We start from the raw sequence: 24,269 nt of genomic DNA on the forward strand, positions 1-24,269 counted from the left end.
AGAAAGTGGGTTGGAGTTTTCTCGTGTCCAAGAGTAACCTGGCGATCGCCGAGGCCGGAATACAATCTGCCGCGCTTTCCGGAAGTGCCAAGTCTTTTACAAGCGCCCGGCCTTCAAATCTGTTGGCCCCGCTGCACAAGCCGGTCTGGCTGGTTTTCGCGCTGTTTGTGCTGCTGACCACGGTGATGCATTTTACCTCCTATGTCGATTATGTCGGCGCCGACAATGACGACGTTCTGCGTCTGGTTCAGGTGCGTGATCTGCTTTCCGGTCAGGGCTGGTTCGATCTCACCCAGACACGGCTCGGCCTTGAGGGCGGCACGCTGATGCACTGGTCGCGCCTTATCGACCTGCCGATCGCCAACCTGATCATGCTGTTTTCGCTCGTCATGAGCCCGACCCTGGCGGAAGCCTCGGCGCTGTTTGTCTGGCCATTGCTCACCGTGCTGCCGATCTTCTACGCGCTGGCGCTCAGCGGCGGCATCCTTGCGGGCCTGTCCGGTCGGTTGATCGGCCTTGCCATGGCCTTCCTGTTCGTGCTCGGCTTCAACCGCTTCCAGCCGGGCTCGATCGATCATCACAACGTCCAGCTCGCACTGATGGCGATCATGACGGCCTGCCTGATACTGCCGCAACGTCCGCCGCTGGCCCATGCGATTGCCGGCATTGCCGCATCATTGGCAATCGCCATCGGCGCTGAAACGACACCACATGTGGCAATTGTCGCGCTGATCGTTGCCGGTCAATGGCTCTGGCTTGGCGAACCGGTAAAGGCGGCGGCACAGGCTTTCGCGCTGGCCATGGCCGCAACCCTGACGGCGGCGTTCTTTATCACGGTGCCACCTGCGCAATATGGCCTGGTTGCCTGCGATGCGCTGTCGACTGGTTTTTATTCGCTCGGCGTCGTCGGCGCCGGAGCCTTCTTCCTTGCCGTGGCGTCGACGTCGCGCCAGAGCTTTGCCGTCCGCTTCGCCGCTCTCGGCCTCGTCGGCATTGGCACCCTTGGTCTGGCGGTGACAGTCGCGCCGCAATGCCTGGGCAATCCTCTCGCCACTCTCGATCCGCTGCTGGTCACCATGTGGCTCAACAATGTCACCGAAGCTCAATCGATCCTCGGTGAAATCAGGGTCCAGCCCTGGGCGGTCGCCGGCTTCTACGCGGTCCCGGTACTGGCGATGGGTTTGTGCGTGCGCAGGCTCATGCAGGGGCGCGAGATCCATGCTCATGGCGTGTTGCTGGCGTTGCTGCTTGTCTCCTGGGCAATCGCCCTGGTTCAGGTGCGCGGCGCTGTCTTTGCCAATCTGATCTCCGCCATTCCGCTGGCAGCATTGGTTGCCGAACTCCGCACCCGTTCCAATGCCGACCCGAAAGACCTGCGCAAGGGGTTGGCCTTTGCTGGCATGGCCTTCGCATCGGTGCCGGTCGTCTGGGCCTTGGCGGGCGCAGTGCTGTCGATGGGTGTCGACAAAATTACCGGTACCGCCAATGCTGCGGAAGAAGAGGAAATCTCCTGCACGTCCGGTGAAGCTCTGGCTGATCTTGCCCGCGAACCGACGGGCGTGGTGGCGGGTCCGTCAAATCTTGGCGCGCATATCCTGCGCTTTACCCGCCACCGGGTGCTCTCGGCGCCCTATCACCGTAACCAGGGCGGCATGCTCACCGAATTGCATGCGGCGATGGCGCCGCCGGTGGATGCGGTCAAGTTCCTGCGCGGCGCCGGCGTCACCGTGATTGCCTATTGCCCAAGCGATCCGCAGATCGCCAATGTCATCAAGGCTGCACCCGACGGGCTTTACGCGCAACTGGCCAAGGGGCAGGTGCCGGCCTGGCTCGAACCTGTGCCGGGAACGCTGAGCAAACCGCTGCAGCTTTATCGAGTCGCACCGTAACACCATCCTCGTGGCTGTTTGCACGGACGCGCCGTCGCGCTATCGTGGCTATCCGTGATTTGCGCACACCGCGCCGAGCGGAAGACGGAGCCTGACAATGACCGGCATGCCTGCACGCACATTTCTGAGCCATGTCGCTGCCGCCATGGCAGCGCTCCTCGTTTTGATGGGATCGCCCTTTGTTCCCGATGCTCACGCCGCTGATTCCGGCAAGCCGGCCAAGGAGATTTTTGGCGCCGCCAGTCTGCCGGCGCTGTTGCCTGCCCGCGCGGTCGGATTTTATTCCAAAGGCTGCCTGGCCGGCGGTATTGCCATCCCCACCGATGGTCCGACCTGGCAGGCCATGCGGCTGTCGCGCAACCGGCGCTGGGGCCACCCGGACCTGATCGCGCTGGTCGAAAAGCTGTCACGGGAAGCGGCGGCTCGAGATGGCTGGCCCGGCCTTCTGGTCGGCGATATTGCCCAGCCGCGCGGTGGGCCGATGCTGTCGGGCCACGCCTCGCATCAGGTCGGGCTCGATGCCGATATCTGGCTGACGCCAATGCCCGCTCGCACCCTGTCGGTGCGCGAGCGGGAGGATATTTCCGCAACCTCTATGCTGAAAAAGAACACGCTTTATGTCGATGACGCTGTCTGGACGGATGCGCACGCTCATTTGCTGATGCGGGCTGCAAGCTATCCCGAGGTCGAACGCATTTTCATCCATCCCGGCATCAAGAAGAAGTTGTGCGACACCTGGCGCGGCGACCGCTCGGCGATGGGCAAGCTCCGTCCCTATTACGGCCACCACTATCATTTCCACATTCGCATCAAATGCCCGCCCGGCGTCAGCGGATGCCGCAGCCAGAACCCGCCGCCAACGAGTTCCGGATGCGACAAGTCGCTGGCCTGGTGGTTCACCGACGAACCCTGGGCGCCGGCCAAGCCCAGCAAGGACGACAAGCCCAAGCCGAAGCGGCGTCAGCTGACACTTGCCGATCTGCCGAAGGCCTGCACCGCCGTGGCATCGGCGTCTGCGCCCGGCTCGGAAGCCCAGGTCACGTTCGGCGCCGATCCGATTGCCAGCATCGCCAGGGCCAATGCCGGCACGGTTGCCGCTTCGGAGTTTGCCCCCTTGCCGCTGAATGTTCCATTGCCGACGCCGCGCCCGATTAATTAGACGGGGTCACCGGCTGTCATCCAAATTTCATGCGTCAGGCGGCTTTCGCCGCTGTCGGAGACAGGTTATAGACTGACCTTTCAAATCGATTGAAAGCAACAAATCCGTCATATCGGCGGATTTTCCGGGAACATAAGCACCCATGACGGTCCACAAAGCCATCGCATTGATCGCCCATGATCAGAAAAAAGACGATCTGGCCGCATTTGCCAAATCGCACGAAAAGGCGATGAAGGCATTTCCGATTGTCGCCACCGGCACCACCGGCGCCCGCATCATCGAAGCCTGTCCGGATCTGGACGTGACCCGGCTCAAGAGCGGCCCGCTCGGCGGCGATCAGCAGATTGGCGCTTTGATCGCCACCGGCGATGTCGGTCTGGTGATTTTTTTCGTCGATCCGCTGACGGCCATGCCGCACGATGTCGACGTCAAGGCGCTGATGCGGCTCGCCATCGTCTATGATGTTCCCATGGCGCTTAACCGCGCCACAGCCGAAACCCTGCTGAAGGCGCTTGCCTGAACGGCGGAATTCCGATGACGCGGCACCGGCCGCGCCGCAACAAGATCAAGTTTGACAGGGAAGATAATCATGGCCACTCCCGGTGATAACGACCACACCATCGCGTTTCCGATCCTCATTGGCGATATTGGCGGCACCAATGCGCGCTTCGCCATTCTGGTCGACGCCTATGCCGAGCCGAAGGAATTTCCGGTCCTGATGACCGCTGATTTTGCCACTCTCGACGAGGCGATCCAGACCGAAGTGTTCGACAAGACCTCGCTGCAGCCGCGGTCGGCGATTCTGGCGGTGGCGGGACCTATCAAGGGCGACGAGATCGACCTGACCAACAATGACTGGGTGGTCAGGCCCAAAGCGCTGATCGAGGAACTGGGTTTCGAGGACATCGTGGTGGTCAATGATTTCGAGGCGCAAGCACTGGCCGCGGCCTCGCTCGGTCCCGAGCATCTCGAAAAAATCGGTGACGGCGAGATCCGCCCGGCCTCCTCGCGGGTCGTGGTCGGCCCCGGAACCGGGCTCGGCGTTGCCGGCCTGGTCCATGCGCGCCACACTTGGTACCCGGTGCCCGGCGAGGGCGGCCATATCGACATCGGCCCGCGCAGCCCGCGCGATCTCGAACTGTTCCCGCATTATCAATCGATCGAAGGCCGCATTTCGGCCGAACAACTGCTGTGCGGTCGTGGGTTGATGAACATCTACCGCGCCGTCAGCAAGGTTGGCGGCGGACCGGCAAAGGCCGCCAACCCGGCCGAAGTCACCGCCGCATGGGCCGATGGCTCCGACCCGGCCGCGGTCGAGGCGATCGAACTGTTCGTCACTTATCTTGGCCGGATTGCCGGCGATCTGGCGCTGATTTTCATGGCCCGCGGCGGCGTCTACCTGGCCGGCGGGATTGCTCAGAAGATCATCCCGGCGCTCAAGCACCCGCGTTTTCGCGAAGCGTTTGAGGACAAGGCGCCGCATAGTGCCATCATGAAGACGGTCCCGACCTTCGTCATCACCCATCCGCTGGCCGCTTTATCCGGCCTTGCCGCCTATGCCCGCACGCCGGTGCGGTTTGGTGTCGCTACCGAAGGTCGACGCTGGAAAGCATAGGCAAACCGGCTCCAACCGGTTATAGAGCCGCTGTAAATGGGGCCGGCATGGTCGGCCCGAATGCGGCGAGGCGGCCGGCTTGCCGGACCACCGGACAGGATTGAGATAATTTGGCGCGCGGCAAACACATCAAGGAAGATGTCGAAACCCTGACGATGGTGATCCGCCGGATCATCCGCGAGAACGGTCGAGATTATGTCAAGACCTACATTTTTGCGGCTGTCTGTCTGGTTCTGATCGCCGCTTCCACGGCCTTCATGGCCTGGATCATGGAAGCCGTCATCAACGAAGCCTTCGCCAACAAGAACACCGATGTGATCTGGTTAATCTGCGGCGGGGTTCTGGCGTCCTTCGTCATCCGCGGCGCTGCCTCCTATGGTCAGGCCGTGGCACTGGCAAAAGTTGGCAACAATCTCGTCGCCCGTTATCAGCAGCGGCTGATCGATCATCTCATGTCGCTGGGGGTAAGCTATTTCAGCGAAACCCGCTCGGCCCAGATTGCTGCCCAGATCAGCCAGAACGTCACCGGCATCCGTGACGTCATGAACCTGACGATCACCTCTTTTGCCCGCGATCTCCTGACCCTGATCGCGCTGCTGGTGGTGATGGTGGCAAAGGATCCGGTGCTCAGCCTGATCGTGTTCGTTGTCGCACCGCCGGTACTGATCGCCCTGCGTTATATCTCCAAGCGGTTGCGCAGCGCGACCCGCGAGGCGATCGACTTCAACAGCCGGGTGCTCTCTGCCATGCAGGAAACGGTGCAGGGCATCACCATCGTCAAGGCCTTCACGATGGAAAGCCAAGTGAGCGCACGCACGGCCGAACTGATCAAGGCCGCCGAGGGGCGCTCCAACCGCATTGCAAGGCTCACCGAGCGCACCTCTCCGCTGACCGAGACCGTTGCCGGCCTGGCGATTTCCGGCGTCATCGCCTATGCCGCCTACCGCTCGATTTATGACGATGTGTTGCCGGGTGCGTTTTTCTCCTTCATCACGGCGCTGCTGCTCGCCTACGATCCGGCGCGGAAATTGGCGCGGCTGCAGATCAACCTGGAGCGCGCTATCGTCAATGCCCGGATGATCTACGAAATCCTGGACTCGGAGCCGACCCAGGGTGACCAGCCTGGCGCCACCGACATCAAGATCGAACGCGGCGGCGAGATCGAATTCCGCAATGTCGGCTTTGCCTACGGACCGGGCGAAAAGGTGCTCGACAATGTCAGTTTCACCGCCGAAGCCGGCAAGACCACGGCCATCGTCGGTCCGTCCGGAGCCGGCAAGTCGACCCTGATAAGTCTGGTTCCGCGCTTTTACGACCCGACCGCGGGGCAGGTGCTGATCGACGGCGTTGACATTGCCACCGTCACCAAGGGGTCGCTGCGCAGGCAGATCGCGTATGTCTCGCAACAGCCATGGCTATTCGAAGGCACCATTCGCGACAACCTGCGCTATGCCCGGCCCGAGGCCACCGATGCCGAGATCGAGCAGGCGGCGCGGCTCGCCAACGCCCATGACTTCATTCTGACCCAGCCGCAGGGCTATGACACACCCCTGGGTGAAAACGGCGCCAATCTGTCCGGCGGTCAGCGTCAGCGTATTTCGATTGCCCGGGCGCTGGTGCGCAATGCGCCGATCCTGCTGCTCGATGAAGCCACCTCCGCGCTCGACAATGAATCGGAAGCCGCCGTTCAGAAGGCACTCGACAGTGCCATGCAGGACCGTACCGTGCTGGTCATTGCCCACCGGCTGTCGACCATCGCCAAGGCTGACAAGATTATCGTCATGCAGGCAGGCGAGGTGGTCGAGAGCGGTAGCCACGCCGATCTCAGCGGCACCCGTGACGGACTCTATTCAAGGCTTCAGGCCTACAGCGGCGGTGGCGAAATCCGCGATGACACGGCAACCGATGCGCAGGGAGAAGAGCAATGAGCCAGGCACCGAGCAGCATGGGTCTCATCGTCGTCGGCGCGGCGGGGCGCATGGGGCAGTCGCTGATCCGCACCATCGATGAAATCGACGGCGTGCATCTGGCCGGTGCGATTGAGCGCAGCGGATCGGAAGCGCTAGGCCGCGACGCCGGCGAACTGGCAGGCCTTGGCCCGATCGGGGTCACGGTGACCGACGACGCACTGCCGGTTTTCGCCCAGGCCGATGGGGTTCTCGATTTCACCGCGCCAGCGGCCAGTCTCGTATTTGCCGATCTTGCCGCCCAGGCGCGGATCGTCCACGTTATCGGCACCACCGGCATGAGCGAAAGCGACGAGCCCCGGCTGAAGGCTGCCTCGCGCCATGCCCGCATCGTTAAGTCCGGCAATATGAGCCTCGGCGTCAATCTGCTGTCAGTGCTGGTGCGCGATGCCGCGCGGGCGCTGGCTCCTGCCGATTGGGACATCGAGGTGCTGGAAATGCATCACCGCCACAAGGTCGACGCCCCATCGGGCACCGCGCTGCTTTTGGGCGAGGCTGCAGCCGAAGGTCGCGGTATTGATCTGGCCTCCCATTCGGTCCGGGTTCGCGATGGCCACACCGGCGCCCGCGAAGAAGGCTCGATCGGATTTGCCACCTTGCGGGGCGGCTCGGTTGTTGGCGAACACACGGTGCTGCTGGCGAGCGAGGGCGAAACCATAGAACTCAGCCACAAGGCGACCGACCGTTCGATCTTTGCCCGCGGCGCGGTGCGGGCAGCGCTCTGGGCCTGGCCGCAGAAACCGGGTTACTATTCGATGCTCGACGTGCTCGGCCTTGCCGGCCGCGATTGAACTCTATCTGTCACAGACAAAGGAAATCATCATGTCCGGAACGCTCGTCCTCGTCCGCCACGGCCAAAGCGAATGGAATTTGAAGAACCTGTTCACCGGGTGGAAAGACCCGGACCTGACCGAACTCGGCGTCGAGGAAGCCAAGACCGGCGCCCAGGCCATCAAACAGGCAGGGCTGAAATTCGACATTGCCTTTACCTCGGTGCTGATCCGCGCCCAGCACACGCTTGATCTGATCATGGAGGGCATCGGCCAGACCGATCTTGAAGTGATCCGCGACGAAGCGCTCAACGAGCGCGACTATGGCGATCTTGCCGGCCTCAACAAGGATGATGCGCGCAAGAAATGGGGCGAGGAGCAGGTCCACATCTGGCGCCGATCCTACGACGTGCCGCCGCCCGGTGGTGAAAGCCTGAAAGACACCGGCGCCCGGGTCTGGCCCTATTACATGACCGAAATCCTGCCCCGCGTGCTGCGCGGCGAGACCGTGCTGGTTGCCGCCCATGGAAATTCGCTGCGCTCGCTGGTGATGATCCTCGACCGACTGACCCGGGACCAGATCCTCAAGGTCAATCTCGCCACCGGCGTGCCGATCGTCTACAAGCTCAACGCCGATTCCACCGTCGCTTCCAAGGAAGTTCTGGGCGACATGTCCAAGGCGCACTGATCCCGTCTTTTGCAACGTTGTGACACCGAAAATCCGCCAGGCATGGCCCGGCGGATCTTTTCCATGCCGTATATACGCTTCAGGCAGCACCTGACTGCGCGCAGCCGGTTTCCCAGCCGAGCATCGCCCGCTTGCGGGTGATCCCCCAGTGATAGCCGGTCAGCGCGCCCGATTTGCCCAGCGCACGGTGGCATGGCACCACGAACGAAATTGGATTGCGGCCCACCGCCGCGCCCACCGCGCGCGCAGCTGTCGGCTTGCCGATGGCACGGGCCACATCCTGGTAGGTAGAGGCCTGGCCGAGCGGAATTTTCAGCAGCGCCTCCCACACCCGGACCTGGAAATCGGTGCCGATCATGACGATTCTGAGTGGCTGGTCGGCGCGCCATTGCTGGGGTGAAAAGATCCGCTCGGCATAGCCCGCGGTTGCCTGCTGGTCCTGAACCAGCCGCGCCCCGGGCCAGCGCCGGGCCATGTCTTCGAGCGCCGCGGCCTCCCCACCCGGATCGGCAAAGGCCAGACCGCACAACCCGCGCGAGGTCGCCAGCAGCACCGCGGTGCCGAACGGGCAGGGGTGAAAGCCATACTGGATTTCAAGACCATCGCCGCCGGTCTTGAAATCGCCAGGACTCATCGCTTCGTGGGTGACGAACAGATCATGCAGCCGCCCCGGGCCCGACAGGCCCAGCTCGTAGCTCGCATCCAGAAGCGGCAACCGCTCGTGGCCCAGCAACCGCCGGGCATGATCGAGGGTGACCGCCTGCAAAAATGCTTTCGGCGTCAGTCCGGCCCAGCGGCTGAAGGTTTTCTGCAACCGGCCCGGGCTTACCTGCAGATCCGCGGCGATCTCCTCGAGAGATGGTTGTGCCCGATAGTCCAGCGATATCCGTTCGATGGTCTTGCGCACCAGGACGTAATCTTCCCCGGCGGGTGTGATGTCGCGGTCAAGCGTGGCCTGCATGGTCATGGCAAATCTCCTTGGCCGCACTCAACCATGCAGCCCTGCCGCGCGCCACCCGAAACCCGCCGCCGTGATCGGCAGATTATCAATCAGGCGGACGCCGTCCAGCCAGACCGCAATGAACAACCGTGCCGGGCGGTCAGCGATCTCAAGTGGAATAAGGTCAGGTTCGCTGCGCAGTTCCAGATAGTCGACTTCGTCGATGCCTGCGCTTGTCAGTTCCTGGCGGGCGGTGGCCAGCGCCTCGGGGACCGGCGTTCCATTTTCGATAGCGGAAGCTGTCGAGGTGAGGAGCCGCCTAATCAACGGGGCGACAGTGCGGGCTTCAGGGTTGAGACGCAGGTTTCGCGACGACATCGCCAGACCATCCTCCTCGCGGACAGTCGGGCAGGCGACGATTTCGGTTTTGAGGTCGAGATCGGTGGCAAGGCGGCGGACGACCTGAAGCTGTTGGTAGTCCTTTTCTCCGAAGAAGGTAAAATCGGCGTCGGTCTGAAGCAAGAGCTTGGTCACCACCGTTGCCACTCCGTCAAAATGTCCCGGTCTCGTGCAGCCGCACAGGCCACCACTGACACCTGAAACCGTAATCGCTGTGGCGAATCCGTCAGGGTAAATCTCTTCGGGGTTTGGCACATAGAGGATGTCGACGTCGTATGGCGTGAGTTTTTCCGCGTCGCTTTCCTCTGTGCGGGGATAGTTCACGAGATCCGCCGGATTGTCGAACTGCCGGGGATTGACGAAAATTGTGACGATCACTCGATCTGCCCGATCGCGAGCTGTGCCAACCAGGCTGAGGTGGCCCGAATGGAGCGCGCCCATGGTCAGCACGACGCCGATCGTTTCGCCGGATCGACGCCAGGCGGAAGTCATGGCACGCAGGTCGGATTTGCGGCGGATGATCTTCATGCAGGGTTTCCTTCGTCGGCGAATACATGATTGGGGCGGGGGAAAGTCCGTGCGTGAACGTCCCCGGCATGGATCCGGATAGCCTCGTCCGCATCGGCGGCGGGATGGGCAGCGCTTAGGCTTCTTGCTGGGCAGGCTCACTCATTTGGATCCCACACGATTACCTTACGGCAACCGGGTAAGGGGTTCAGCGTTGTTTCGCAAGTGCAGCATATTCGAATGGCCGGTTAAATCTTTGGGTCTTACCGCATTTTCACTGTTGCCAGCGCCCGCTGGAATGCCGCAGCAAAGCTTTCCTTGTCGTCCGGATTGAGGAAGCCGCCGATCTCTGTTTGCCGGCCTTCGCCGACAATCTGCATCTCGGTGATGCCGATCTCCTCATGCCGGGCAATGTTGAACCGGGCCCAGAACGGGTTGAACCGGTGCTCTTCCGAGCGGCCGGAGGGCGCGACTTTGCGCACATCCAGGTTGATGCGTGAGAGGCGCACGAATTCGCGGGATCGCCCGGAACGGTAGCTCAGCCAGAAAGCGCCGAACAGCAACACGAGGTCGAGCCCGAAAAACCCGAATATCGGCCAGGCGCCGGCCATGGCGAACACCACCATATGCACAGCCGTCACCAAGGTGACCAACGTCATCAGCACTCTGAACCCGGTCCGGCCGAGCGACCGGTAGGGGCTCAGCACCGCTTCAAACATCGTTTCTTCGTTGGGGTTGTTCGTCATCTTCGTTGCCTTAGTTTGCCAGAGCCCCGCCCGATTGATTATAGGGAAGAAATGCAAAAGCCCAAGAGCCCGTCAGTGATCAAAAAGCCATCCACGCCGGCCAGTGTCGGGCCGAAAGCCGCGACAAAACAGCCGACAGGCAAGGCTGCACCCGGACGGCGGCCGAGAATTCCCTACACCAAGGCCGAGATCCACGAAATATTCCGGCGCTTTTCGGTCCAGCGCCCCGAGCCCAAGGGCGAACTCGAGCACGTCAATCCGTTCACCCTGGTGGTGGCGGTGGCGCTGTCGGCGCAGGCTACCGACATCGGCGTCAACAAGGCGACGCGGGCGCTGTTTGCTGCTGCCGACACGCCTGAAAAAATGCTGGCGCTCGGCGAAGACAAGGTTCGCGACTACATCAAGACGATCGGGCTATACCGCAACAAGGCCAAGAACGTGATCGCGCTGAGCCAGAGGCTGGTCGACGAATTTGGTGGCGAGGTGCCGCGCACCCGCGAGGAACTGGTGACGCTCCCCGGCGTCGGCCGCAAGACCGCCAATGTGGTCATGTCGATGGCCTTTGGCGAACCGACACTGGCGGTCGACACCCATGTCTTCCGCATCGGCAACCGCTTGCGGATCGCGCCGGGCAAGACCCCCGACGAGGTCGAAGCCGCGTTCCTGCGGATCATTCCAAAGGAATACCTGTTCCACGCCCACCACTGGCTGATCCTGCATGGCCGCTATGTCTGCAAGGCGCGCAAGCCAGAATGCGAACGCTGCGTCATCGCCGACATCTGCAAATCGCCGGAAAAGACCGTCGATATTCCCGCCCCGCTGGTCGAACTGCCGGCGCAGATTGGGTAGGGGCAGGATCAGCCGGGTTGGATGGGTACATTGCCCGGTTTTGCCATTCTCGGGTCAGAGCCGACAATAGGCGGGCCAACAACGAACAGTGGACTCAAACCCGGCTGCAGGTGAACATATCTGGCTTTTGCCTTCGCCTACCACACAGACTTGCCGTTGACGACGTTCTCCAAATCCATCCGCAACCCATCTTCAATTGCGCTGGCGCCCTTCACTAAGCTCTGGTTAGCCCCAAAGCTTGCACGATAATTGCCCGGCGAGACACCCAGCCTGCGGGCAAAAACCCGACGCATTGTTGTTGTCGTACCGAACCCGGCATTGGTGGCAATGGTCTGGATGGACTGGCCTGACCCTTCCAGCAGTCTGCGTGCCATATTCAGGCGGACATCCTCGATGTAACGCGAAATCGTGTTGTTGGTGACCTCGGCAAAGCGCCGACCCAGCGTCCGCTTGCTCATGGCCGCTTGTCCGGCAAGCGCCTCAAGCGAGAGATCTGCAGTCGGGTTTTCCCAGATGTGCAATTGGACCTTGCGGATGCGAGGGTCTTCCGTCGCCTCTGCCATCAATTGCGAGCTGAACTGGGATTGCCCGCTCTGACGCCGCAGAACCATCACCATGAAGCGCGCAATATCCAGTGCAAGCTGGCGACCGTGATCCTTCTCGATCAGTGCAAGCGCCAGATCGATGCCGGTCAACATCCCTGCCGAGGTCCAGAATTTTCCCGACTGTACAAAAATCGCATCCGGGTCGACCTCTGTGGTGACATCCGGATCCGCCTCAAGCCGCAATGCCTCGAGCCAGTGTGTTGCAATGCGGTGTCCTTCCGCAACTCCGGACGCGAGCAGCACCGTTGAGCCTGTGCACACAGATCCCATGTTCACGCAACGCGGCTCCAGCTTTCTTATCCACGCCAGAAGGGTCTCATCCTGAGCTGCAGCGAAACTGCCTGGCCCGCCAGCGATCAGAAACAGGTCTATTCGGCTCGGCAGATCGGCGCAGCTGCAGCTCGGCTCCAGCTTGAGAAAACCACCGGCAATCGAGACCGGAGCTCCGTCAGTAGAGACAGTGATCGGATCGTAAAGCCGTCGGCCCGTGAGGAAGTTTGCAAGTCCAAAAGGTTCGAGCGGACCACAGACGTCAGACGATGCGACCTGCGGATAAATCAGCATGACGACCCGGCGCGGCGTGTTGCTGATACGCTCAACATTCATGCAATGGTTCCTTCAAAATCAATCGGTCCAGCATTCCGGCGATCGGCAATTCATTCAAGACAACGTTTGTGTACTCGAGGAGGGAACATCTGACGCCAAGTTTAGCACATTTACGGCCAAATTCGTCTGCTCCCTTTCAGCGCGTGGTCATGTTGGGGTAGCATCCTGAAAAATCAGGGGCAATTTCTGGTCATTCGTTTGCAAAGGGGACAAACAGGCAATGCTGAAATATCTTATGAGAAAATTGTCGGCGCCCGCCGAAGTCGACCAAGATGCGCGTGAGACAATATCGCGCCGTAAATTTCTGGTCGGCGCCTGCGCTGTGATCGGAACGGCTTGTATTTCATCAAGTGTTGGCGTTGCCGATGCATCGGCGACGTCAATGCCCGCAGCTCCGTCGATGGATGAGGACAGCGATTTGGTCGAATTGGCGCAGTCTCGCCGCAGGGACGAAGACCGGAGAGACCGCCGCCGGCGTGACGACCGCAGAGACCGTCGTCGGCGTGATGACCGAGGAAGACGCAGACGCGATGACCGCGGAGGCCGCCGGGCCAGCCGCAGGGACCTTGAGCGGCAGTGCCAGCGCTCCAGGCGGTTCCGGCGCGATAACCGGAGGCTTTGCAAGCAGGTGACCGGAAGGTCCTTTGGACGTCGGGGTTCCTGTATCCAGCTCGGGCCGCTTCAGATTTGTGAATAGGCATTACAGCTACAATGTCAGAATTGTGCCTTGGGGGGAAAGCCTCCCAGGGCGATTTGCATCAAGGATCAACGGTCCTGAAGTCATGCATCGAGCAACAGATCGCCACGCTCAAGCGAAACTCCCAAAACAGTCATTGGCGACTTCTATAAATTGGTAAACCTAGGACGGCACTTTTTCTCAGCATGATCTGGCGGGCAGCATACAGTGAACTTCCGCTTCCCACCCTTTGCGGTCAAACGGCATCTTCATCTAATCGGACCCAATTCCGACACTCCCCCAGCCGTCTTCGCCGCGATCATCTTGTTGAGATGCACCATCATGCCGGCGGCGAACATCGGGGTCAGCAGGTTCAAGAGCGGCACCGACAGGAAGGCGGCGATGATCAGCCCGGCGAAGAAAACCGTTGTGCTGTGGCGTGATCTCAGTCGTTTCGCATCCGCCGGTGACATTGATCGCATTGCCGCGAATTCGAAAAATTCCCGCCCCAGCAGATAGCCGTTGACGAGGAAAAACGCCGCCAGATTGATGCCCGGTACGAGCAGCAGCAGCAGCGCCAGCAGGTTGCCGAACGCGACCACCAGCAAGAATCCCAATGACTGGCGGATTGATTCACCCAGCGGCATCGCCCGCCCGGGTGCATCCTCGGGATAGTCGCGGGTCTCGATCACCTCGGCGATCTCGTCGAGAAACAGTCCCGCCATCACTGCCGTCACCGGCGCCACAAACAGCGCCAGCACCAGCGCCAGCCCGACCCCGGCGATGATGGCGGCGATCGTGCCGGCCCAACCGGCCCAGTCGGGCAATCCCGGGAGGAACGCGTCGAGCCAGGGCATAGCGACCAGCGAAAACAGCTCGCCAAGTCCGAACCACAGCCCGGCCAGCAGCAGCACCGTCAGGCCAAGTGATTTGAACAGCACCGACCGCGAAGCCGGCGACAACAGGTTGGATGCGCCCATCCGGGCGGCTTCGATGATCATTACCGGCTTTCTCCATCAACGCTGCGGCGGTCAAAAAACGCCGTCCGGAACCTGGGTTTCGGCGGCGCCGGGCGGCCCTAAAGCATGTGGGGACGGCCGGCCTAGAGGTCAACCATTCACGCTTTTCGGATGCTGACGGAGGCCGCATAATAGCCGGTGACAGAGCGACACAAATCAGCCATGATTCGGGCGCTTGAGAGGCGCGTTGCGGATGGCCGCAACCCTCCAAATTTGTCCGGATTTCCCATGTCCGCACCGCGGATTCGCCCTGCCGTCCCGGCTGATATTGACGCGCTCGAAACAATCGAGAACGCGGTGTTTCCGACCGACCGGATTTCCCGACGCTCGTTCCGTACGCTGATCGACAGGCCGACCGCCGAAACGCTTGTCATCGAGACAGGGGGGCAGGTCTGCGGTTACGCCATGATCCTGTTTCGTGCCGGCGCTGCGCTGGCGCGGCTCTATTCGCTCGCCGTGGCGCCGGATCAGGCTGGCAAGGGCTACGGCAAGGCGCTGCTCTCCGCCGCCGAAGCCGCCGCCATGGAACATGCCCGCATCCTGCTCAGGCTCGAGGTGCGCGAGGATAATCAGGCCGCGATTGCGCTCTACAAGGCCGCCGGATATCGCTACATCGGCCGCCACGATGATTACTACGAGGACGCGAGTGCAGCACTGCGGTTTGAAAAGCTGCTGCGCGGGCCCCAGACGCCCGAGGTCGATACTCCGTTTTACGAACAGACCGCGGATTTTACCTGCGGTTCGGCCTGCCTGTTGATGGCACTGGCCCGGTTCAAGTCGCCCGCGTTTCTCGATCCGGTGTGGGAAATAAGGCTCTGGCGCGAGGCCACCACCGTGTTCATGCTCTCCGGCCCCGGCGGCTGCGAACCTTTTGGCCTTGCCACCGTCGCCCGCGCCCACGGGCTTGAGCCTGAAGTCTGGTGTTCGACCGAGGACATGCTGTTTCTTGAAACCGTGCGTGATCCGGAAAAGCGCCGGGTCATGGAACTGGCCCAGACCGATTTCCGCCACCGAGTCGCCGAAGACAGAACCCCGGTCCACATCGAAGCCTTCACGCTCGACTGGCTGCGCGACCGGCTCGACAGCGGCGATGTCGCGCTGATTCTCGTCAGCGGTTATCTGATGATGGGCAAGAAGGTTCCCCACTGGGTGCTGGCCCATGGTGATGATGGCCGCCACATCTTTGTCCATGACCCCTGGGTAGAAGACGAAGTCGGGGAAACCGCCGCCGACGCCGCCAATATCCCCGTCCCCTACGCCGTTTTCGATCGTATCGCCCGTTTCGGCCGCTCCGGCCTGCGCGCCGCTGTTCTCATCAAGGGAAATCTGCCCGATGTCTGACTGGGTTATCATCGCCTCCGCGCTTGCCGGCTTCGATCACGCCGCCACCACCCACAAGGTGCTCGGCACCCGCGATTATCTGGCCCAGCCGGAGATGTTCCGCGGTGCACGGCCCAACATCATCAACCTGTCGCGTTCCTACAGCTACCAGAGCCGCGGCTATTATGCCTCGCTGCTGGCCGCTGCGCGTGGACAGCGGGTGATTCCCTCGGTCGAGACCATCATCGATCTGTCCGCCCGCAAGCTCTATGAAAATGCCATTCCCGAGCTCGAGGACGTGCTCAACAAATGCGTCTCGGCCACCGATGACGATCCGGCACCGGTGCGGCTCAGGGTGTTTTTCGGGACCAGCGGCGATGCCCGCTTCGAGCGCTTCTGCCGGCTGTTGTTTGACTGGTTCCGCGCCCCGGTGCTCGAAGTCACCATCAAGCACGGCGCCACATGGCTTTCGATCCCGCGGATTGCGTTGCAGTCGACAACCAAGCTCGATGCGCCCGACCGCGAACGGTTTTTCGAGGCCATGGCGCGTTACACCGCGCGGCACTGGAAGGACGCCAAGGCCCGGGCCCCGGCGCGCTATTCCTTCGCCACGCTGGTTGATGCCAACGAGGCGCTGCCGCCGTCCTCCATCGACAGTCTCAAGCACTGGTCGCGGATCGCCGCACGGATGGGTGTGGCGGTCGAACCGATCGGCCGCAAGGACCTGCCGCGGCTTGCCACGTTCGATGCGCTGTTCATCCGTGAAACCACCTCGATCTCCAACCACACCTACCGCTTCGCCCGCCGTGCCCAGCAGGAAGGCATGCCAGTGATCGACGACCCGGTATCGATGATCCGCTGCACCAACAAGGTCTATCTCGACGAATTGATGGCCGCCAACGGCATTCCGGTGCCGGCGACGGTGATGCTGATCGGCGCGGAGGATTTTAGCCGCGCCGCCGACCAATTGGGCTTTCCGATGGTGCTTAAGGTGCCCGATTCCTCGTTCTCGCGCGGGGTCAAGAAGGTTGGCTCGATGGCGGAACTGAAGGCCTTGGCCGGTGCCTGGCTGGCCGATTCCGAGGTGTTGATCGCTCAGGCTTACATGCCGACCACGTTTGACTGGCGTATTGGCGTGCTCGGCGGCAAGCCGCTGTTTGCAGTGCAATACCTGATGGCCAAGAAACACTGGCAGATCGTCAAGCATGACACCGGCGGCAAACCGCTGGAGGGTGGGTTCAAATCCTTCTCGCTGGCGCAGGTGCCGCCATTGGTGCTCGATACCGGCCTGCGCGCCGCGCGCTCGATCGGCGATGGGCTCTATGGCGTTGATCTCAAGGAGACCGATGATGGTGTGTTTGTCATAGAGGTCAACGACAACCCCAACATGGAGCATGGTGTCGAGGATGCGGCGGAAAAGGATGAGGTCTGGATCCGGCTGACCAACTGGTTCATCGAACGGATCGCCATCTGAACCGGGGTGTCTTGACGCCGAGGGTGTCGCAAAACGGCGAAACAGGTTATAGCAGCCCGCCAGGCCCGAACCATCTGCGGGTGCCCGGGACCATCCGTCGGGACGGGTCTCCGGGGTTATCCGTCAAGACCGTTTGCCAGGAACGCATGAATGCAAAAACACGTTGATGACCGCCTCCGCCTTGACGAGATCGTCGATCCCGCGGTGCTGCGCGCCAGTTTCAATGCCATCGCCGAAAAGCATGGCGGCGCCAGCAGCGAAGCTCGCCAGGAACTGCTCGCCGAGGCCAAACGCGTCAACATCGAGGGGCGCGCCCGCGCCCGCGCCATGCTCTCCGAAGATGGCGGCGGCACGCTCTGCGCCCAGCGTATCTGCCATCTCCAGGATGTCATCACCGATGCGCTGTATGATTATGCCAGCATTCACGTCTACCGGGTCGAGAACCCGTTGGTTTCGGAACACATGACCGTCACGGCGGTCGGAGGCTATGGTCGCGGAACCCTGGCGCCGGGCTCTGACATCGATCTGTTGTTCGTGCTGCCCTACAAGAAAACGCCCTGGACCGAGCAGGTGGTCGAGTGGATTCTCTACATCCTCTGGGACATGGGGCTGAAGGTCGGTCACGCCACCCGCAATGTTGATGAATGCATCCGGCTGTCGCGTTCCGACATGACCATCCGCACCGCCATTCTCGAAGCCCGTTTCCTGTGCGGCGCCCAGGCGCTGTTTGATGATCTGAGCGAACGATTTGAAAAGGAAGTGGTCGAGGGCACCGGTCCCGAATTCATCGCCGCCAAACTGCACGAACGCGACGAGCGCCACCGCAAGGCCGGCGACACCCGCTATCTGGTCGAACCCAACGTCAAGGAAGGCAAGGGGGGACTGCGCGACCTCAACACGCTGTTCTGGATCGCCAAGTATTTCTACCATATCCGAGATACCAAGGAGCTTGTCGGCCTCGGCGTGCTGTCGCGGCGTGAGTTCAACCTGTTTGAAAAGGCCGAGGATTTTTTATGGGCAGTGCGCTGCCACATGCATTTCCTCACCGGTAAGTCCGAGGAACGACTTTCGTTTGATATCCAGCGCGACATCGCCGCCGGTCTTGGCTACCAGGACCACCCCGGTCTGTCCGCTGTCGAGCGCTTCATGAAGCATTATTTTCTGGTCGCCAAGGATGTCGGCGACCTCACCCGCATCTTCTGTGCCGGTCTCGAGGATCAGCAGGCCAAGCAGGCGCCGGGCCTGACCGGCGCCATTAGCCGGTTTGCCAACCGGCCGCGGAAAATTCCCGGAACGCTCGATTTTCTCGAGGACAAGGGTCGTATCAACCTGGCTGATGCCGATGTCTTCAAGCGCGATCCGGTCAACATCATCAGGCTGTTTCATCTCGCCGATATCCGCGGGCTGGAGTTCCACCCCGATGCGCTCAAGCGGGTCACCCGCTCGCTTCGGCTGATCAATGCCGATCTGCGCAACGACGAAGAAGCCAACCGGCTGTTCATGTCGATCCTGACCTCAAGGCGCACCCCGGCGATCATCCTCAGACGCATGAACGAGGCCGGCGTGCTTGGCAAGTTCATGCCCGAATTCGGCAAGATCGTCGCGATGATGCAGTTCAACATGTATCATCACTATACCGTAGATGAGCATCTGATCCGCACCGTCTCGGTGCTGTCGGGCATCGACAAGGGCGAAGACAGCCGCGAGCATCCGCTCGCCTCCAAGCTGTTTCCCGGCATCGAGGAACGCGAGGTGCTCTATGTCGCGGCCTTCCTGCACGACATCGCCAAGGGACGGCCGGAAGACCATTCCATTGCCGGCGCCAAGGTGGCGCGCAAGGTCTGCCCGCGGCTTGGCCTGTCGGCCAACCAGACCGAGCTGGTGGCCTGGCTGATCGAGGAACATCTGACCATGTCGATGGTCGCCCAGTCGCGCGATCTCAACGACCGCAAGACAATCACCGATTTCGCCGAGAAGGTGCGCTCGCTCGAGCGGCTGAAAATGCTGTTGGTGCTGTCGGTCTGCGATATCCGCGCCGTCGGGCCCGGGGTCTGGAACGGCTGGAAGGGCCAGCTTTTGCGCACGCTGTATTACGAAACCGAACTGATGCTGTCGGGCGGCTTTTCCGAAGTCTCGCGCAAGCAGCGCGCAGCCCAGTCGCTGGAAGCCCTGTCGGAGGGGCTGGCGGACTGGGACGAGGTCGACCGCACTGCCTATCTGAAATTACATTATGAGCCCTACCTGCTCGCCGTGCCGATTGAGGAACAGCTGCGCCATGCCCATTTCATCCGCGACGCCGACAAGGACGGCAAGAGACTGGCGACCATGGTGCGCACCAATGCGTTTCACGCCATCACCGAGATAACGCTACTGTCGCCGGACCATCCGCGGCTGTTGTCGGTTGTCACCGGCGCTTGCGCCGCCGCTGGCGCCAACATTGCCGACGCGCAGGTGTTCACCACCTCCGACGGCCGCGCGCTCGACACCATCCTGATCAACCGCGAACTTCCTGACGACGAAGATGAGTTGCGCCGCGCCGCTTCGATCGGACGGATGATCGAAGATGTGCTGGCGGGCAAGGCGCATATCCCCGAAGTGATCGCCCGCAAGACCCGCGGCAAGCGCAAGAACCGGCACTTTACCGTCAAGCCGCAGGTCAACCTCTCCAACGCGCTGTCGAACAAGTTCACGGTGATCGAGATCGAATGTCTCGACCGCTCGGGCCTGCTTTCGGAAGTGGCCTCTGTGCTGTCTGATCTGTCGCTCGACATCGCCTCGGCGCATATCACCACCTTCGGCGAAAAGGTGGTCGATACTTTCTATGTGCGCGACCTCGTCGGCCAGAAGATCACCAACGAGAACCGGCAGAACAACATTGCCGCACGCCTCAAGGCAGTGCTGGCCAAGGAAGAAGACGAAGTGCGCGACCGCATGCCTCCCGGCATGATCGCGCCGCACGGCACCCGGCGCGGCCGCGCCCCCGCATGAGAAAGCTGTCGTTCGCATGAGCCTGATCAAGAAATTTGCAAGCGTTGGCGGTGCCACCATGGCAAGCCGCGTGCTCGGCTTCGTGCGCGAGGCAATGATCGCCTCGTTTCTCGGCGCGGGGCCGGTGGCTGACGCGTTTTATGCAGCCTTCCGGTTTCCCAACCTGTTTCGCCGGCTGTTTGCCGAGGGCGCCTTCAATGCGGCCTTCGTGCCACTGTTCGCCCGGGAGATCGAAGCTGGCGGGCCGCTGGCGGCAAAGAAATTCGCCGAACAGGTACTGGCCGTGCTGGTGCTGTCGCTTGTGGTGCTCAGTGCGCTGGCGATGATCTTCATGCCGTTTCTCGTTGCCACCGTGATCGCGCCGAGATTTGCCGATGATCCGGCCAAATTCGATCTCACCGTGCTGTTGGCGCGGATCATGTTCCCCTATCTGGCGGCCATGAGTCTGGTCGCCATGATGGCCGGTATCCTCAATTCGCTGCGTCGCTATTTTCTCGCAGCGCTTGCCCCGGTGCTGCTCAACATCGTGCTCGTCTCGGGGCTGATCATGTCGGGCTACCTGGCACTGTCGCAGGCCAATATCGGTGAGGTTCTGGGCTGGTCGGTAACCATTTCGGGTGCGCTTCAGCTCGGCCTGCTGGTCTGGGCGCTGCGCCGCGAAGGCTTCACCCTTGCCCCGGTGCGGCCGCGCCTGACCCCCGCCGTCAAGCGGCTGTTATGGCTGGCGCTGCCGGCGGCGGTAACCGGCGGCATCACCCAGATCAACCTGCTGGTGGGCCAGATCATCGCCTCGGCACAGGACGGCGCTATCGCCGTCATCAACTATGCCGACCGTCTCAATCAACTGCCGCTTGGCGTCATCGGCATTGCCATCGGCGTCGTGCTGCTGCCCGAATTGTCGCGTGCGCTCGGTGCCGGCGATACCCGCGAAGCCCAGCATCTGCAAAACCGCAGCCTTGAATTCGGTCTGGCGATCACCGTCCCCGCTGCAGTCGGTTTGGCATTGCTGCCGCAACCCTTCATCGCCCTGGTGTTCGAGCGTGGCGCTTTTACCCGCGAGACCACCGTGCTCACGGCGAGCGTGCTTGCTGCGTTTGCCATTGGGCTTCCGTCATTCGTGCTGAGCAAGATCTTCACGCCGGCCTTCTATGCCCGCGAGGACATGCGCACACCGCTTCTGGCCTCGATGGTCTCGGTTTTCATCAACATCGCCGGAAGCCTGATCCTGTTTCCCCGTCTTGGCGTCACCGGAATTGCCATCGCCACCAGTCTCGCCGGCTGGCTGCAGGCGCTCTATCTTGGGCAGCGGCTACTTGCGCGCGACCTGTTCCGGCCATCCCCGCTGACCATCCGCCGGGTGGCGCTGATTCTGGTCGGTTCGGCACTGATGGGCGCGGTTTTATGGTGGATCGGCGAAAACTTCCCGCATCTGTTGCTCGATGCGACGCTGCTGGTTCGGCTCGGCTCGGTGCTGCTGACGGTGGTGGCGGGTGCCGCGGTCTATTTCAGCTTTTCCTTCCTCACCGGCGCACTCGACCGGGCCGAGTTCGCGCGGCTGTTCAGACGCCGCAAGCGCTCCTGAGGACTACCAGATCCGCTGTTGGCCGCAGATCTGGTTGCTGGCGCCGCTCTTGACGCAGGCGCTTCCCGCCCGCATAACCCCGCCCGATTTCAACGAGGTATCCGGGCCCTCCACAAGCCCGTCAGGAGCATGTCATGACCGCCACTTTCAAACCGCAGGTGTTTTCCGGCGTACAGCCCACCGGCAATCTGCATCTGGGCAATTATCTCGGCGCCATCCGCAAGTTTGTGACGCTCCAGGACGAGCATGACTGCATCTTCTGCGTGGTCGACATGCACTCGATCACGGCACAGTTGGTTCATGACGATCTCAAGGGGCAGACCCGCTCGATCGCCGCCGCCTTCATTGCCTCAGGTGTCGATCCGGTCAAGCACATCGTCTTCAACCAGTCTGCGGTATCCGGGCACGCCGAACTCGCCTGGATCTTCAATTGTGTCGCCCGCATCGGCTGGATGAACCGGATGACCCAGTTCAAGGACAAGGCAGGCAAGGATCGCGAAAACGCCTCGCTCGGACTCTTGGCCTATCCGAGCCTGATGGCTGCCGACATCCTGCTTTACCGCGCTACCCATGTGCCTGTCGGCGACGACCAGAAGCAGCATCTCGAGCTGACCCGCGACATTGCCCAGAAATTCAACAATGATTTTTCCAAGCGCATTGACGCAGCTGGGCTCGGCGTCGAGATGATGGTCGGCGAGGAAAAGGTGTCGGGCTTCTTTCCGATGACCGAACCGCTGATCGAGGGACCGGCACCGCGGGTGATGAGCCTGCGCGACGGCACAAAGAAAATGTCGAAATCGGAGCCGTCCGATTTGTCGCGCATCAACCTCACCGACGACGCCGATACCATCGCCAAGAAAATCCGCAAGGCCAAGACCGACCCCGCGCCGCTGCCGGAAACGCTCGATGAACTCAAGGGCCGGCCGGAAGCCGAAAACCTGGTCGGCATCTACGCGGCGCTGAGCGATCGCAGCCGCCAGGACGTCATTGACGAATATGGCGGCCAGCAATTCGCAGCGTTCAAGCCGGCGCTGGCCGATCTCGCCGTCAGTGTGCTGGAGCCGATCACCACCGAGATGCAACGGTTGATGGCGGACCCGAGCCATATCGACGCAATCCTCAAGGATGGCTCGCAGCGCGCCAACGCGATTGCCGAGAAGACCATGGCCGATGTTCGCGAGATTATTGGTTTTGTCTGACAGCCTCAAAAACAGTCTTGCCGTCAGCCCGTCGGAAATGGCATGGTCCCGCAATGGTATCACGTAGACGCTCACGCGAAGCCGGCCACCGGCGTAAATTCCTGGCCGTGATCGACGACACGCCCGAGTGCGAACGCGCGATGCGCTACGCCGGGATGCGAGCTTACAATTCCAACGGCGGTCTGGTGCTGGTCTATGTGATCCAGCCCGGCGATTTCCAGCATTGGCTCGGGGTTGAAGAAATCATGCGCGCCGAGGCGATGGAACTGGCCGAGGCGACGCTGGCCAAGGCCAGCGAGAAATTGCGCCAGATTATCGGCATCGATCCCGAAACCGTGATTCGGCAGGGCAAGACCACAGAAGAGATCCACGCCGTCATCGAGGAAGACCAGGACATTGCCATTCTGGTGCTCGCTGCCGGGTCGGCCAAGGACGGCCCAGGGCCGCTGGTGGCGTCGATCGCCGGGCGAGGTGCCGCGTTCCCGATTCCTGTGACAGTGATACCCGACGCGCTCTCCGATGACGAGATTGACGCCCTGAGTTAGAAAAATCCTCCGTTCAGGGAGCATGGCAGGCAAGATCTGCCCTTGATCCGCGGCCCGGTGAGGCCTATCTTGTTTTGAAGTATTCTAAACTGGCTCGGCGCGACGTCGGGCGGGAGACCCGAGAATGTTCATTCAGACCGAATCCACGCCCAACCCGGCGACCCTGAAATTTCTGCCCGGCAAGGTAGTTCTGGATAGCGGCACCGCCGACTTCCGCGATGCTGATGAGGCCGGCAAGGTTTCGCCGCTGGCCGCCAAGTTGTTCGAAATTCCCGGCGTAACCGGTGTTTTCTACGGCTATGATTTTATCACCATCACCAAGGATGGGCCTGACTGGCAGCATATCAAGCCGGCCGTTCTGGGCACCATCATGGAACATTTCATGTCCGGCGCACCGGTGCTGTCGAGTGGCAATGATGCCGCCGAAGATACCGGCGAGGAATTCTTCGAGGCTGGCGATGAGACCATTGTCGCTACCATCAAGGAACTCCTGGAAACCCGCGTCCGTCCGGCTGTCGCCCAGGATGGCGGCGACATCACCTTCCGCGGCTTCCGCGATGGCAAGGTGTTTTTGCACATGAAAGGCGCCTGCGCCGGCTGCCCGTCTTCGACGGCCACGCTCAAGCATGGCATTCAGAACCTGCTCAAGCATTTCGTGCCGGAAGTGCGCGAAGTCGAAGCAGTCGTCTGACGCAGCAGGCTCTTTACCCCAGCCGCCACTGCTTC

At 61.7% G+C, this 24,269-nt stretch carries 20 protein-coding genes; 15 read left to right on the plus strand and 5 right to left on the minus strand.

Annotated features, from left to right (window positions below):
- Positions 1-23: 23 nt before the first annotated feature.
- From ACK6D9_RS04960 to ACK6D9_RS04990, 7 genes are all read left to right on the plus strand, one after another.
- Positions 24-1,889 (plus strand): hypothetical protein, encoded by a 1,866-nt coding sequence (locus tag ACK6D9_RS04960; RefSeq protein WP_412050863.1) that lies wholly within the window; start codon positions 24-26, stop codon positions 1,887-1,889.
- 97 nt (positions 1,890-1,986) lie between these two features.
- A complete protein-coding gene (gene mepA / locus ACK6D9_RS04965; protein WP_412050864.1) occupies positions 1,987-3,048 on the plus strand; it encodes a penicillin-insensitive murein endopeptidase in 1,062 nt (353 codons plus the stop codon).
- A gap of 142 nt (positions 3,049-3,190) precedes the next feature.
- Positions 3,191-3,568 (plus strand): methylglyoxal synthase, encoded by a 378-nt coding sequence (locus ACK6D9_RS04970; protein WP_412050865.1) that lies wholly within the window; start codon positions 3,191-3,193, stop codon positions 3,566-3,568.
- A gap of 69 nt (positions 3,569-3,637) precedes the next feature.
- Positions 3,638-4,663 (plus strand): glucokinase, encoded by a 1,026-nt coding sequence (locus tag ACK6D9_RS04975; RefSeq protein ID WP_322988878.1) that lies wholly within the window; start codon positions 3,638-3,640, stop codon positions 4,661-4,663.
- Positions 4,664-4,818: 155 nt separating this feature from the next.
- Positions 4,819-6,591 carry an ABC transporter ATP-binding protein gene (locus ACK6D9_RS04980; protein WP_412051738.1) on the plus strand — a complete coding sequence of 591 codons (1,773 nt, stop codon included), beginning with the start codon at positions 4,819-4,821 and terminating at the stop codon, positions 6,589-6,591.
- Positions 6,588-7,421 carry a 4-hydroxy-tetrahydrodipicolinate reductase gene (gene dapB, locus ACK6D9_RS04985; protein ID WP_412050866.1) on the plus strand — a complete coding sequence of 278 codons (834 nt, stop codon included), beginning with the start codon at positions 6,588-6,590 and terminating at the stop codon, positions 7,419-7,421. Before ACK6D9_RS04980 ends, dapB begins: the two co-directional genes overlap by 4 nt.
- A gap of 31 nt (positions 7,422-7,452) precedes the next feature.
- On the plus strand, positions 7,453-8,088 hold the full coding sequence (locus tag ACK6D9_RS04990) for a 2,3-bisphosphoglycerate-dependent phosphoglycerate mutase (RefSeq protein ID WP_412050867.1): 636 nt from the start codon (positions 7,453-7,455) through the stop codon (positions 8,086-8,088).
- Between the two features lie 79 nt (positions 8,089-8,167).
- On the opposite strand, the gene ACK6D9_RS04995 is transcribed toward ACK6D9_RS04990, so the two are convergent.
- The 3 genes from ACK6D9_RS04995 to ACK6D9_RS05005 all read right to left on the minus strand — a co-directional run bounded on the left by ACK6D9_RS04995 (position 8,168) and on the right by ACK6D9_RS05005 (position 10,680).
- Positions 8,168-9,055 carry a methylated-DNA--[protein]-cysteine S-methyltransferase gene (locus ACK6D9_RS04995; protein WP_412050868.1) on the minus strand — a complete coding sequence of 296 codons (888 nt, stop codon included), beginning with the start codon at positions 9,053-9,055 and terminating at the stop codon, positions 8,168-8,170.
- 21 nt (positions 9,056-9,076) lie between these two features.
- On the minus strand, positions 9,077-9,955 hold the full coding sequence (panC, locus tag ACK6D9_RS05000) for a pantoate--beta-alanine ligase (RefSeq protein ID WP_412050869.1): 879 nt from the start codon (positions 9,953-9,955) through the stop codon (positions 9,077-9,079).
- 242 nt (positions 9,956-10,197) lie between these two features.
- Positions 10,198-10,680: a DUF2244 domain-containing protein gene (locus ACK6D9_RS05005; RefSeq protein ID WP_412050870.1), complete on the minus strand. Its 483-nt coding sequence runs from the start codon at positions 10,678-10,680 to the stop codon at positions 10,198-10,200.
- A 51-nt stretch (positions 10,681-10,731) separates the two neighbouring features.
- Between ACK6D9_RS05005 and nth the strand changes: the two genes are divergently transcribed.
- Positions 10,732-11,529, plus strand: coding sequence for an endonuclease III (gene nth / locus ACK6D9_RS05010; protein WP_412050871.1), 798 nt, complete (start codon positions 10,732-10,734; stop codon positions 11,527-11,529).
- A gap of 137 nt (positions 11,530-11,666) precedes the next feature.
- Here nth and ACK6D9_RS05015 read toward each other — a convergent pair whose 3' ends face one another.
- Both ACK6D9_RS05015 and ACK6D9_RS05020 read right to left on the minus strand, forming a co-directional pair.
- Positions 11,667-12,740 (minus strand): GlxA family transcriptional regulator, encoded by a 1,074-nt coding sequence (locus ACK6D9_RS05015; protein WP_412050872.1) that lies wholly within the window; start codon positions 12,738-12,740, stop codon positions 11,667-11,669.
- A gap of 945 nt (positions 12,741-13,685) precedes the next feature.
- Positions 13,686-14,417 (minus strand): sulfate transporter family protein, encoded by a 732-nt coding sequence (locus ACK6D9_RS05020; RefSeq protein ID WP_412050873.1) that lies wholly within the window; start codon positions 14,415-14,417, stop codon positions 13,686-13,688.
- Positions 14,418-14,663: 246 nt separating this feature from the next.
- Between ACK6D9_RS05020 and ACK6D9_RS05025 the strand changes: the two genes are divergently transcribed.
- From ACK6D9_RS05025 to ACK6D9_RS05055, 7 genes are all read left to right on the plus strand, one after another.
- A complete protein-coding gene (locus ACK6D9_RS05025) occupies positions 14,664-15,776 on the plus strand; it encodes a peptidase C39 family protein (RefSeq protein WP_412050874.1) in 1,113 nt (370 codons plus the stop codon).
- Positions 15,769-17,229, plus strand: coding sequence for a RimK family protein (locus ACK6D9_RS05030; RefSeq protein ID WP_412050875.1), 1,461 nt, complete (start codon positions 15,769-15,771; stop codon positions 17,227-17,229). The genes ACK6D9_RS05025 and ACK6D9_RS05030 overlap by 8 nt, the downstream gene beginning before the upstream one ends.
- A gap of 150 nt (positions 17,230-17,379) precedes the next feature.
- Positions 17,380-20,217 (plus strand): [protein-PII] uridylyltransferase, encoded by a 2,838-nt coding sequence (locus ACK6D9_RS05035; protein ID WP_412050876.1) that lies wholly within the window; start codon positions 17,380-17,382, stop codon positions 20,215-20,217.
- A 16-nt stretch (positions 20,218-20,233) separates the two neighbouring features.
- Positions 20,234-21,799, plus strand: a complete 1,566-nt coding sequence (murJ, locus tag ACK6D9_RS05040) for a murein biosynthesis integral membrane protein MurJ (protein ID WP_412050877.1) — start codon at positions 20,234-20,236, stop codon at positions 21,797-21,799.
- A 134-nt stretch (positions 21,800-21,933) separates the two neighbouring features.
- Positions 21,934-22,998: a tryptophan--tRNA ligase gene (gene trpS, locus ACK6D9_RS05045; RefSeq protein WP_412050878.1), complete on the plus strand. Its 1,065-nt coding sequence runs from the start codon at positions 21,934-21,936 to the stop codon at positions 22,996-22,998.
- A gap of 53 nt (positions 22,999-23,051) precedes the next feature.
- Positions 23,052-23,543: a universal stress protein gene (locus ACK6D9_RS05050; RefSeq protein ID WP_322989345.1), complete on the plus strand. Its 492-nt coding sequence runs from the start codon at positions 23,052-23,054 to the stop codon at positions 23,541-23,543.
- A 124-nt stretch (positions 23,544-23,667) separates the two neighbouring features.
- Entirely contained in the window at positions 23,668-24,234 is a 567-nt protein-coding gene (locus ACK6D9_RS05055; RefSeq protein ID WP_322989346.1) for a NifU family protein, read from the plus strand.
- Positions 24,235-24,269: the final 35 nt, after the last annotated feature.

The organism is Hoeflea sp. Naph1, assembly GCF_046837775.1.
GTDB lineage: Bacteria > Pseudomonadota > Alphaproteobacteria > Rhizobiales > Rhizobiaceae > Hoeflea.